Below are 11,699 nucleotides of genomic sequence, written 5' to 3'. Positions count from 1 at the left end.
TCGCCATGACGACGTCCATCAAGGCCGTGCGACGCATGCCTGTTTGGGCCAAGGTACTGAGTGCCGTGGTGCTGGTGTTCGTGCTGTTGCTGGCCGGGCTACGGCTGGCGGTGCTTCCGGGGCTGGGGGACATCTTCGGCGAGGAGACGAACGACCGTTCAGGACCCGCGCTCCTCGAATCGATCCAGGACATGAGCCGTTACGAAGCGGCGTCCGGCAACTTCCAGATCGTCGTGGACCTGGAGAAGGACACCAAGTATCTGCCCGACGCGATCAAGGGCACCCGAGTGCTCTATGTGGGTGCGGGCACGGTCGACTCCTATGTCGATCTCGGCAAGATCGCGAAGGACGACGTGACGGTCAACAAGGACCGTACGACCGCGACGCTCCGGCTGCCGCACGCGGCACTCGGCAAGCCCTCGCTGAACCCCGACCGCTCCTATGCGGTCTCGAAGCAGCGCGGCATCTTCGACCGGATAACCGATCTCTTCTCCGACAACCCGAACGACGAACAGGCCGTCCAGAAGCTGGCGGTCCGGCACATCGGCGACGCGGCGAAGGAGAGCGGTCTGACCGCGCGCGCCGAGGAGAACACGACCAGCATGCTCAAGGGTCTGCTCGCCTCCCTCGGCTTCACCACGGTGACCGTGACCTACGGCACCTGAGGGAGACCGGCCTGCCCGGGTCCCCGGATCCGGGCGGGCCGGAACTGCGTCCCCGGCCTGATCGGGGGTAACCGCCGTTGCACGGGGGTCAGTTGAAGACCGGAGGACGTTGATGGCCCGATCAGCTCCGCGCTCCCTCGCCGCGCTGCGCCTGCGCCCCGCGAAGGCCGCGAGCAAGCCGCCCGAGACCACACAGGAGTCCACACCCAAGGCATCGTCGAAGTCGCCGTCGAAGTCCGCACCCAAGCCTGCGGCCAAGCCCGCGCCGAAGTCCCTTTCGAAGTTCCGGAGGACCCCGAAGACCTCACCGAAGGCCGCCCCGAAGCCGCCCGAGAAGGCTCCGCCGAAGCGCCGTCCGTTCGTCTTCCTGGCCCGGCTGCTGACGATTCTGTGCGCGTTCGTGTTCATGGTGGCGTTCGCCGTGATCCTTGCCCGGCTGACCCTGGAGCCGTCCCCGGCGTCCGCGGCGCTGACCCACACCAACCTTCATCCGGGCCGCTCGCTGCGCGCCTACCTGGACCAGCCCGAGATGCGGGACGCCATCCGGCAGATCGGCGGGAACGTGCTGCTCGGTGTGCCCTTCGGCCTCCTGGTGCCCATCGTCCTGCCCAAGGCGCGGGGAGTCCTGCGGGTGCTGTTCCTGACCGCGACCGTCATGCTCATGGTCGAAGTGGCCCAGGGCGCGCTGGTCACCGGGCGCGCCTTCGACATCGACGACGTCATCCTCAACACGACAGGCGCGCTCATCGGGTACCTGCTCCTCGGCCGCCGACTGAGCCGCGCGGTGCACGCACCGAAGAAACGGTCGTAGCTATCTCCGCCTTCTGGTCCAGGTGAGTTTGTCGCCGCCGACCCAGCGGATCATGTCCGGATCGTCGAGATCATGGACCGTGATGCCGGCCGCGGCGGCGACCACCAGTACGTCGGTGAGCGCCCGCGCCGCACCGACCACCTCGCCGTCGATCTCGATGATGCGGAACGGCGGCACGCCCGGCTGCACCCCGAGCACCATGATCCGCGGGTGAGCGATGTACGGGCTCCCGATTTCGGTCATGCATAGAGCGTAGAGCGAATCCGGCCATCATGTACCGGCCACGGAGGGGCCGGCGGCAGCCGCCTCCGCCCCCTCCGTGGTGCGGGCCCGCCGAGCCCGCGCCACGCTGGAGACGGAGGTGACGATGGCGATGTCACTGGATCCCGTCGAGGCGCTGGACCGGATCGCCTTCCTGCTGGAGCGCTCCCTGGCCCCCACATATCGCGTACGGGCGTTCCGTACCGCGATCGACGTGCTGGCGGAGCTGTCCCCGGAGGAGATCCGGCAGCGGGCCGACACCGGCACGCTGGAGTCCCTCAAGGGCATCGGCCCGAAGACCGCGCAGGTGGTGCGCGAGGCGCTGGCCGGCCAGGTACCCGCCTACCTGGAGAAACTGGAGCGCGAGCAGGGCCTGACCCCGCCTCTCGGGGACGGGGAACGCCTCCGGGCACTACTGCGCGGGGACTGTCATCTGCACTCCGACTGGTCGGACGGCGGCAGCCCGATCGAGGAGATGGGCCGTACGGCGGCGCGGCTCGGGCACGAGTGGGCGGTGCTCACCGATCACTCACCGCGCCTCACGGTGGCGCGGGGCCTGACCGCCGACCGCCTGCGCGAGCAACTGGCGGTGGTCGAGGAACTGAACGCGACCTGGGCGCCCTTCCGGCTGCTCACCGGCATCGAGTGCGACATCCTCGACGACGGCTCCCTGGACCAGGACCCGGACCTCCTGGATCTGCTGGACGTCGTGGTGGTGTCCGTGCACTCCAAGCTGCGCATGGACGCCCGCTCGATGACCCGCCGGATGGTGGCCGCCGTACGCAATCCGCTGTCGGACGTGCTCGGGCACTGCACCGGGCGCCTGCTGGTGGGTCGGGAGCCCCGGGGTGGCGGTGGCGGACGGGGCGAGCGGGGCGGGGGCAAGGCACGGCCGGAGTCGGAGTTCGACGCGGACGCGGTCTTCACCGCCTGCGCCGAGACGGGCACCGCCCTGGAGATCAACAGCCGCCCGGAGCGCCTGGACCCACCGCGCCGCCTGCTACGACAGGCCGTCGCGGCAGGCGCCCTCTTCTCGATCGACACCGACGCACACGCCCCAGGCCAGCTGGACTGGCAGATCCACGGCTGCGCCCGCGCGGAGGAGTGCGGGGTACCGGCCGAACGGGTGGTCACGACCTGGCCGGTGGACCAGCTGCTGGCGTGGTCGCGGGAACGCGCGCTGCCATCGGCCTGAGGGGCTGGCCGGCGGGTCGGTGCCGGGGCAGGGCGGCGGTGTCTCTTGACTTCGAGCGTGCTCCAATTCGTAGCGTGCTGTGCATGACCACCGCACAGCACAAGATCGGCTCGGGCTTCGATGCCCGGAGCACCGCCGACGACGTCCTCGCGGGCATCGACCTCTCCGGGAAGCTCGTCCTTGTCACGGGCGGCTACTCGGGCCTCGGCCTGGAGACCACCCGCGCCCTCACCAAGGCGGGCGCGCGTGTCGTCGTACCCGCCCGCCGCCCCGAGCACGCGCGAGAGGAGCTGGCCGGCGTCGAGGGTGTCGAGGTGGACGCACTCGACCTCGGCGACCTGGACAGCGTGCGCGCCTTCGCCGACCGCTTCCTCGCCTCCGGGCGCCCCCTCGACCTCGTGATCGACAACGCCGGGATCATGGCCTGCCCCGAGACCCGGGTCGGGCCCGGCTGGGAGGCCCAGTTCGCGACGAACCACCTCGGCCACTTCGCGCTCGTCAACCGGCTGTGGCCGGCCATCGCCCCCGGCGGCGCACGCGTCGTCTCCGTCTCCTCGCGCGGCCACCACTTCTCCGGCATCCGCTGGGACGACATCCACTGGCAGCGCGGCTACGACAAGTGGGAGGCGTACGGGCAGGCCAAGACGGCCAACGTCCTGTTCGCCGTCCACCTGGACAAGCTCGGCCGCGAGGCCGGCGTACGGGCCTTCTCGCTCCACCCCGGTGCCATCTTCACCCCGCTCCAGCGCCACATCCCGATCGCCGAGCAGATCGAACGCGGGTGGCGGGACGCCGAGGGCAACGCGCTCGACCCGGAGGGCTTCAAGACGCCCGAGCAGGGTGCGGCCACTCAGGTGTGGGCCGCTACCTCTCCGCAGTTGGCGGGGATGGGCGGGGTCTACTGCGAGGACTGCGATGTCGCTGAACCCGCCACGCCGGGGGATCAGACCAGTGGGGTGCGGGACTATGCGGTCGATGTGGAGTCGGCCGCGCGGTTGTGGGAGGTGTCGGCGGAGTTGACGGGGGTGAACGCGTTCTCTGCGTGAGCGCTCCGGGGGGGGTGGGTCGTTCGTTGGCTACCGGCCGGTGGGGGCTGGTCGCGCAGTTCCCCGCGCCCCTTGCGGGGCGCGTTCCGCGCCCGCCCCCCAGGCCGCTTAGCCGGTCCCGTCGTCAGGCGTGCCTGGGGCCGTACAGTGCCGTCGGAGCTCCTGTTGTCAGGGCCCAGTAGCGGTCGCCGTAGGACCAGTGCCACCACTCCGTGGGGTAGTTGACCAGGCCGGCCTCGCTGAGGGCCTTGCCGAGGATCTCTCGGTGGGTGCGGGCCTTGGCGTCGATGTTGGTGGCGTGGGTGTAGCAGGCGCCCGCGCTGTGCGGGGCGATCTCAGGCGGGGAGACATAGCGGCCGACCGCGGAACGGAGGCGGTCCTCGGGCCAGTCCGGGTGCTGGGCACGCAGTTCGGCGGAGTACCCGTCGAAGTACCGGCGTTGCAGAGCGGGCGGCCGGTAGCCCTCGACGAACAGCAGCCGGATGCCGTCGGGAAGCAGTGCCTGCGCGTCGAGCAGCCGGCCGAGGACACCCTGCCGCAGGTGGAACTGGGCGCCGCCGGACGCGTGTTGCTTCCTGTCGTCGGTGAGCAGGGCGCCTCGTACGTCCACGAGCGGGTCGCCGCACTCTTCGACGGGTACGGCGGCCACCTTCGCGTCGGACATCAGGATGATCTCACTCATGGCACGATCATCTCGCGCCGGCCCGGCCCCGAGTTCGGGGCCGGGTTCAGGCGGCGAAACCGACGTTCGTGACGTACTCGTACTGGCCCCACTGGGAGCCGAGGTCGACGATCTGGTCGGTCCAGGCGTCGTCGAAGGCCTGGGTGTCGCCGGTGGACCAGGCCTCGACGAGCAGGTCCCAGTGCCGGATGTTGAGGGTGCGGAACTCGACGACGCGCTGGCGCGGCCGGTCCACCTGGGACTGGTTGAGGGGGTGCAGTTCGACTCGCGTGCCCCGGCCCCGGGCGTTGAGCCGCCCGACGAGATACCGGGCGACGTTCTGACGGCGGACCGTCCAGTACGCCGTCTCGATCTTCTCCAGGTTCCGCTTCGACGGGCTGCGTCTGCCCTCCAGCCACGCCTTGAGCGTGCGGTCGGTGACCGTCAGCCCCGCCTCCCGTGCCGCCGACCTGGCATGGTCGGTACGCGTGAGGTAGTGCAGCCGTGCCAGCAGCCCGCGCCGGGCCGTGATCGGCGTGACGATCCCGCCCGCCAGCATGTCGAGCCGCCGGGCCACGGCCGCGCTGCCCTTGATGCCCCGGGCACCGTACTTCCCGAACTCGTGGGTGTATTCAGGCATGCACCGCCTCCCTCACTGTCACTCAGTTCTCGTGCTCGCCCGCGGCGGCGGGATCAGTATCGTCGCCGACGGTGTAGGTGTCCTTGATCTTGACCTCGGAAACGCCTCGCCCTTCCGGGAAGACACTCCGCCAGTCGCCGATCACATGCAGCTCGTCGGTACCCATCGCGCGTACGACGGTGAGCCCCTCGCCGTATGCCTTGTAGGCCTTGGTCCAGAGGTTGGCGAAGGCCTGCGAGCGGATCAGGTGCATCCAGTCGGGGCGGTACAGCTCCCGGTTGTAGTTCGACTCCCCCATGGTGGAGACGAACTTGGAGTACATCGCCTTCACGTATTCGAGGGTGACCTCGTCGTCCTGCTCGATGGCCCGGTCGCGCGCGTCCTTCAGGGCGATCCGGAACTTCTCCAGCAGGTTCTCGGTGGCGCCGGAGGTGAACGACTCGTGGATCTCCGGGGGTTCGCACAGCCCGTACTTCGGCCCGGACAGCCGTAGGAGGAGCCTCAGCGTGGGCTCGGTGACCCACAGCGGGCCCGGTTCGTCGCGGTTGCCGATCGGGTTGGGCAGTTCGGCCTCGTGGTCCCAGACGGGTGGCGTGATCAGGTGGACGCCTGCCCTGCGGCGGTCGTGGCCGAACCCGGTCGAGTGCTCCAACTGGCCGATGGGGAGGTGGGTCTTGAGCGCGGAGAGGTAGGCGCCGTTGATGTCGAGCGCGGTCACCTCGTGGGCGCCGGGCGGGAGTTCGTGGCGGGCCCACTTGGGGCGGGCCTCCCAGATCTGGTCGGCACCGCGTGCGGTCTGCTTGCGCAGGATGTCCGGGATCCAGGGATGCGCCACGACGTCGTACCGCCCGCCCTTGCGGGTCGAGTCGAGCAGCGCCATCGCGTCCGGGATGGCCCGCTTGACCAGCGCGGCGGTCGCCGCGTCGACGTCCCCCGCATGCTCGGCGAGGGCTCCGGCGACGGCGGCGGCGATCGGATCGGGTTCGTCGGAGACGGTCTGGACGCGACGCCCGACGGGGACGACCTTGACGGGCGTCGCGGCGACGGCGGCGGTTGCGGCGGCCGCGGGTTTCGCGGTCGCGGGAGGCTCGCTGACCGTGGCCGTCTCCCCGCCGCACTCATCGGGATCGAGGTGCTGCGGAAACCCGGCGACCTGATGCCGGGCGGGGTGTCCGCACAGCACGCAGGGCTGGGCGACGGAGAGAGTCTCCGACTCGCCCTCTCCTTCGGCCTCTGTTTCCCCTGCCTCCGTCACCTCCTCGGAGGCCGCGGAGGCCTCCTCTTCGGCGTCCTGCTCAGCCTGCGCCTCCAGCCGCGTACGCGCCCCGTCGAGGAAGTAGGCGTACTTCTCGCGCACTTCGCCGCTGGGGTCCCGCCCCGACTCCCACCCTCCGACGGTGGAGGGACTCACCCCGAGGGCCTGCGCCACCTGGGCGCGCGAGAGGTTCAGCCCTTCCCGCAGCCCGCGCCGCACCTCGACCGAGGGCAGCGGCACCTCCTGGCGGGCACCGGCCAGCAGGGCGTCGATCGCGCCGAAGTCAGTCACTGGGTCACCGCCGGCCACACACGTTCTCCCAAGGGCAGTTGCACCCCATCAGACTACGCACCGGGACACACTGAACTAGCGCGGGCGGCGCGCGAGTGGAAGATCTCCCAAGGCACCCATCAGCGCAGGCCCGACCACCTCCCGTGCCCACTTCTTCCGCTCCTCCCCCATCTCCCGGGGCATCACCTCGGTCAGCATGATCAGGTACAGGTAGGAGCAGTACAGAGCGATCCGCCGACAGACCCCCTCATCGAACTCGACCTGCCCTCCGGCATCCCGATAGCCCCGCAGAAACGCCTCGTCGCCCCGGATGTCCCCCAGCAGCGCCAGCGACACGAAGTCGGCCACAGGATCGCCCCAGAACATGCGCTCGCCGTCGATGAGGCCACCGATGCGCGGCGCCCCGGCCGAGCGGTCGACCAGGATGTTCCCCTGCCAGAGGTCGAAGTGGACCAGGTGGGGCACGGTGACCTCGTCGAGGGCGTCGTACGCGTCCCGGGCGGTGCGGGCCACCTCGTCCACCGGGGCCGGCAGCCACGCGCCGTAGCGAACGGCGTCGTCGAGCACCGCGTCGAACATCGTCGTGAAGGCGGTGCGCCAGTCGGGGGCGAGGGGGCCGAGGGCGCCGGAGGGGTAGCCGAAGGCCGATCCGGTGACCGTGTGCAGGCGGGCCACCAGGCCGCCCAGCTCACCCCTCAGCAGCACGCGCTCGGCATCGGTCGGGGAGTCGTCCCAGGGGTCGCCCGGGCAGGCGGTCATCAGCAGGTGGCCGTCGCCGAGGGCCACGAGGCTCGGCGCCGGTACGCCGACCGTGCCGGCGGCGCGGTAGAACTCCGCCTCGGAGACGAGCAGTCGGGACTCGTGCCGCAGCCCCGGCACCGTCTCCGGCGGCGGGATCTTCAGGACGTACCGGCTGCCGTCGGCCAGCCGCAGCTCCTCGACGGCGTTGTACGTCCCACCGGTGAGCGGACGGCAGCCCACGAGGCTGTCCGGCGGCAACCCCGCCGATATGAGGATCTCTCTGGCCCGCTCCCACGAATCGGTCACCGTCTCCGTGCCTCCCCCGTCTCGACCGGCCGGGTCCGCGCCCTGCGTACGGCCCCGGAACAGCGTACGGAAGCGGGTGCGAAACGGGTCGGGAACCGGACCCGTCCGCCACAGGACAGGCCAGCCATACAGGGAAATTCTGGACCCTTTGACGCTTAGCTCGAACGGGCGGTGCCCGCTCCCTCGGGGGCGCCGAACCGGGCGAGGCAGTGCCACACCATCTTCAGGTGCTGGAGTTCATGGCGGCCGGTGCGGACCGCGTCCCCGATGATCCGTGGGTCGAGGTGGCCGTCCTCGGCGATCCGGGCGCCGAGTTCGACGTACTCGGGTCCCCGGTAGTCGGCGTGGCGGTGCAACTCCCCTACGGTGAGCCGGTATCCGGGGTGCCATTCGAGCGGTACGGGCAGGGTGCGGGCCGCCTTCTCCACCGGGGTGCCGCGATAGCTCGCGTCGAGGACCAGCGCCTCGACGTCCCGGTCGAGCAGGACGGGGCCGTGTATCTGGGCCTCGATGTAGTCGTCGAGCGCGTCCCGCTCGTCGGCCTCGGCGAGGGCGAGGAGGGACATTCCCGCGGCGACCCCGAAGTGGGCGGGTTCCGCCGCGCTGTCCGGGTAGCAGAAGGTGGCCCGCGCGAGGGCGGCGCCGGTCAGCCGGAAGTGCGAGGAGCCGAACCTCGGGGCGGCGCCGACGACCTGGCGGCGGAAGTTCAACGCGCCGTACACCGGGCGCTGGTGGGCGGGCGCTCTGTCGTACGTCCCCGCGAACATCCGGCTCTCCCAGCGCCAGCGGTCGCCGCCGGGACGGGCGGTGAGCCCGCCGTTGCTGGTGCCGGTGACGAACTGCGAGCAGTAGACACCGTCCTGGGCCAACGCCCGCAGCAGGGGCAGTTCGCGGACCGTCCGGTCGGGGTGGAAGTTCAGGGTCACCCGGAGGTCAGGGGACACGGCCGGGCCGGTGGAGAGGGCTGCGACATGGCGGAGGGCCTTTGCGTGCGGGGAATCGGGGTCGTCGGCCATACGAACCAGGAGATCACCGGACGGCCCGAAGATCCACAACTTATTGGTCAACCTGGTCACCAAAACCTGCGGTCAGCGAAGGGAAACATCCCTGATCACGTGAGGAATACCTCCCTCCGCGCCGCACGCGCCCGCGGCCGTCCGTGAGTACGCTCGGTCCGTTTACAGGAAGGCGGGAAGGACGGGAAGGAGGCGTGCGCACGCATGCGAGTGGTACCTGGTGAGTGGACGGCGTCCGCCGTCCGGTTCGTGGGCAGGCACCGCGAGCCCGTGGTCGTCCAGACGCTGCGGTCGGCGGCCGCCGCGACGATCGCGTACGTCGTCGCCCTCCGCGTCAGTCCCGAGTCCGCGCCGCTCACCGCTCCGCTGACCGCGCTCCTGGTCGTCCAGGTCACCCTCTACGCCACGATCAAGACCGGCATACGCCGGGTGAACTCCGTGGTCGCCGGGGTCGTCATCGCGATCGGCTTCAGCGTGCTGATGGGCCTGACCTGGTGGAGCCTGGGACTGATCATCCTGGCCTCGCTGGTGGTCGGGCATCTGGTGCGGGTCAGCGAGTTCGTGCCCGAGGTGGCGATCAGCGCGATGCTGGTCCTCGGCGTCACCCGGGTCGGGGACACGGCCTGGGCGCGGGTCCTGGAGACCGTGATCGGCGCGGTCGTCGGGCTCACCTTCAACCTGTTGCTGGCTCCCCCGGTGTGGGTGGAAGCGGCCGGCGAGTCCATCGAGGATCTTGCGCGCCGGGTACGGCAGTTGATGCTGCGGATGGGTGAGGAGGCCGCCGGCCGCACTCCCGTGGACCACGCGACCGCCCGGCTGCACGAGGCCCGTCGGCTCGACCACGACATCGTCGAGGTGGACGCGGCCCTGCAGCAGGCCGAGGACAGTCTGCGGCTCAACCCTCGGGTCCGGGAGGGCCTGTTGCACCGGGTCGTGCTGCGCACCGGCCTGGACACGCTGGAGATCTGCACGGTCGTCCTGCGCGTCCTCGCCCGCAGCCTGACCGACCTGGCCAAGGAGCGGGAACCCGAGCCGCTGTTCGCCCCGGAGACGGGCGCCGCACTGGAGCGGCTGCTGTCCGAGATCGCCGACGCCGTGGTCAGTTTCGCGGTCCTCGTGACCACCGACGTCAGTGTCAGCGCAGAGTCTGCGGAGACTCGACTCGCCACCGAACTCCGGGCGGCGACAGCGACCCGCGACAAGCTGGCACAGCTGCTCCTGGCGGAGATCCAGCAGGACGCGGCCCAGTGGCAGCTGCACGGGGCCGTCCTGACCGAGGTCAACCGCATCCTCGACGAGCTGGACACCGAGCACCGCTCCCGGCGGCTCCTGGAGGAGCTGGACCGGTGCACCCGGGAGGAGCGGGAGCGGATGCCCCGGCTGACCCGGCTGCGGAAGCACCTGAAGCGGGTGCGCGTGCCGGGCAGGAACCGCAAGGCCGTGTCACGTCGTTCTATGTGACGAAGTCACATAGGAAGTCACGTAGATAGAACGACTGAGGACCAAGGGGGCGGCGCATGGGTGACTCCGGCGTGCGGATCGAAGGCAACACCCTGCGGCTGCCGGGCGGTGTGGCCGTACGGTTCGTCCGCACCCTCCGGCTGCCGGAGACGGGCACGCATCCGCTGCCGCCGGGGCTCGGCGAGTTCCCGGTGCGCCGGGTCGCCGACTACCCCGACACCGTGCCGGAGGCCTGGCGGGCGCGCGGCGGGGTGCTGCTGCCGGTGTATCTGCGCGAGGCGATGTGGCTGAGCTTCGCGGGCACCGTCGAGCCCGCCGCGTTGCAGGTGGGCGTGGGCAAGGTGTGCGCGGTGTCGGGCGAGCCGTGGAGCGACCGGCTGTCCCGGAAGCCGCAGAACTACGTGGTGCTGCCGCGCCAGCCCTGGCTGGACGGCATCAACTCCGGCAAGGGCACGGTCCGCCAGTTCGTGGCGGTGCCCCTCGGGCTGGGTGCGACCGTCGAGGGCCAGGTCACGGGCGAGGAGGTGTGGGGCGGCGTACAGCTCCAGTCGTTCCCGCTGTCCGACGCGGAACTGGCGAAGTGGCGCGAGGAGGAGCGCCGCCGGGCGGAACGGGCGGCGACCGCCCGGAACCGGGGGTATGGCGGGCCCGCACCCATGGCGCCCATGGCGATGCCGGCGCCGAGCGGAGCGGGGGCTCCGCAGCGGTCGGGGGCGGCGATGGGGCTGGGTGTCGGTGGCTCGATGCGCCAGGAGGTCTACCGGGACGACCGGCCGCTCACGGCATGGGCCGAGCGCCCAGCCGGACGCGTGTTCGTACACCTCGTGACGCCACCCGAGTGGCGCCGCATCACGGGCGAGGCCCCGCCCCCGTCACCCGTGGACCGGGCGGCCTACACCCGGGCGGGCCTGCCCTGGTTCGACTACTACGACGAGAACGCGGGGGATCTCGCGCCCACGGACCCCTTGACGGCCGTACAGCCGGTCGGCGACTGGCTCGGCGACGACCACGAGCCGTGGCAGGAGCCGTCGCCCGGCCAGGTGAAGCCGCTGACGGGGAAGCCGGTGGAGGACGGCGACTGGTAGCTGATTTCGCCCCCGCCGCCCCTACCCGTTCCCATCCCCTGGGGGCTGCGCCCCAGCCCCCCCTTCGGCCTGAACGGCCTCGTCCTCAAACGCCGGACGGGCTGGAAGGTGGTGGCGGCCGTCGGGTGGGTGGGAAGTCGCGCTGAACGCGCTCGTCCTCAAACGCCGGACGGGCTGGAGGGTGGTGGCGGCCGGGGGTGGGTGGGAAGGTTGGGCTGAACGGGCCTTGTCCTCAGGCGCCGGGCGGGCTGGAATGCCCCGGCCC

At 71.0% G+C, this 11,699-nt stretch carries 12 protein-coding genes; 6 read left to right on the top strand and 6 right to left on the bottom strand.

The window, feature by feature from the left end; genetic code table 11:
- Nucleotides 1-5 precede the first annotated feature (5 nt).
- Nucleotides 6-665 (top strand): DUF4230 domain-containing protein, encoded by a 660-nt coding sequence (locus ACWCRB_RS32990; RefSeq protein ID WP_369032727.1) that lies wholly within the window; start codon nt 6-8, stop codon nt 663-665.
- A 112-nt stretch (nt 666-777) separates the two neighbouring features.
- The gene (locus tag ACWCRB_RS32985) at nt 778-1,476 is read left to right on the top strand and encodes a VanZ family protein (protein ID WP_450999557.1); all 699 of its coding nucleotides are present in this window, start codon (nt 778-780) and stop codon (nt 1,474-1,476) included.
- On the opposite strand, the gene ACWCRB_RS32980 is transcribed toward ACWCRB_RS32985, so the two are convergent.
- On the bottom strand, nt 1,477-1,719 hold the full coding sequence (locus ACWCRB_RS32980; RefSeq protein WP_450999556.1) for a hypothetical protein: 243 nt from the start codon (nt 1,717-1,719) through the stop codon (nt 1,477-1,479).
- A 124-nt stretch (nt 1,720-1,843) separates the two neighbouring features.
- On the opposite strand from ACWCRB_RS32980, the gene ACWCRB_RS32975 reads away from it, so the two are divergent.
- Both ACWCRB_RS32975 and ACWCRB_RS32970 read left to right on the top strand, forming a co-directional pair.
- Nucleotides 1,844-2,932: a PHP domain-containing protein gene (locus ACWCRB_RS32975; RefSeq protein WP_450999555.1), complete on the top strand. Its 1,089-nt coding sequence runs from the start codon at nt 1,844-1,846 to the stop codon at nt 2,930-2,932.
- An 83-nt stretch (nt 2,933-3,015) separates the two neighbouring features.
- Nucleotides 3,016-3,978 carry an SDR family NAD(P)-dependent oxidoreductase gene (locus tag ACWCRB_RS32970; RefSeq protein WP_450999554.1) on the top strand — a complete coding sequence of 321 codons (963 nt, stop codon included), beginning with the start codon at nt 3,016-3,018 and terminating at the stop codon, nt 3,976-3,978.
- Nucleotides 3,979-4,102: 124 nt separating this feature from the next.
- Here the strand turns inward: ACWCRB_RS32970 and ACWCRB_RS32965 are convergent, their stop codons facing one another.
- From ACWCRB_RS32965 to ACWCRB_RS32945, 5 genes are all read right to left on the bottom strand, one after another.
- Nucleotides 4,103-4,660 carry a M15 family metallopeptidase gene (locus tag ACWCRB_RS32965; protein ID WP_450999553.1) on the bottom strand — a complete coding sequence of 186 codons (558 nt, stop codon included), beginning with the start codon at nt 4,658-4,660 and terminating at the stop codon, nt 4,103-4,105.
- A 46-nt stretch (nt 4,661-4,706) separates the two neighbouring features.
- Nucleotides 4,707-5,279 carry a transcriptional regulator gene (locus tag ACWCRB_RS32960; RefSeq protein WP_450999552.1) on the bottom strand — a complete coding sequence of 191 codons (573 nt, stop codon included), beginning with the start codon at nt 5,277-5,279 and terminating at the stop codon, nt 4,707-4,709.
- Between the two features lie 22 nt (nt 5,280-5,301).
- Nucleotides 5,302-6,825, bottom strand: a complete 1,524-nt coding sequence (locus ACWCRB_RS32955) for a helix-turn-helix domain-containing protein (protein ID WP_450999551.1) — start codon at nt 6,823-6,825, stop codon at nt 5,302-5,304.
- A 75-nt stretch (nt 6,826-6,900) separates the two neighbouring features.
- The gene (locus ACWCRB_RS32950) at nt 6,901-7,872 is read right to left on the bottom strand and encodes a phosphotransferase family protein (protein WP_450999550.1); all 972 of its coding nucleotides are present in this window, start codon (nt 7,870-7,872) and stop codon (nt 6,901-6,903) included.
- 155 nt (nt 7,873-8,027) lie between these two features.
- Nucleotides 8,028-8,888, bottom strand: coding sequence for a DUF3626 domain-containing protein (locus tag ACWCRB_RS32945; protein WP_450999549.1), 861 nt, complete (start codon nt 8,886-8,888; stop codon nt 8,028-8,030).
- Between the two features lie 204 nt (nt 8,889-9,092).
- Between ACWCRB_RS32945 and ACWCRB_RS32940 the strand changes: the two genes are divergently transcribed.
- Both ACWCRB_RS32940 and ACWCRB_RS32935 read left to right on the top strand, forming a co-directional pair.
- Nucleotides 9,093-10,349: an FUSC family protein gene (locus ACWCRB_RS32940; protein WP_450999548.1), complete on the top strand. Its 1,257-nt coding sequence runs from the start codon at nt 9,093-9,095 to the stop codon at nt 10,347-10,349.
- A gap of 56 nt (nt 10,350-10,405) precedes the next feature.
- Entirely contained in the window at nt 10,406-11,434 is a 1,029-nt protein-coding gene (locus ACWCRB_RS32935) for a hypothetical protein (protein ID WP_450999547.1), read from the top strand.
- The last annotated feature ends 265 nt before the right edge of the window (nt 11,435-11,699 follow it).

The organism is Streptomyces sp. NPDC002156 (genome assembly GCF_053593675.1).
This window is presented reverse-complemented; position numbering and strand designations above follow the sequence as displayed.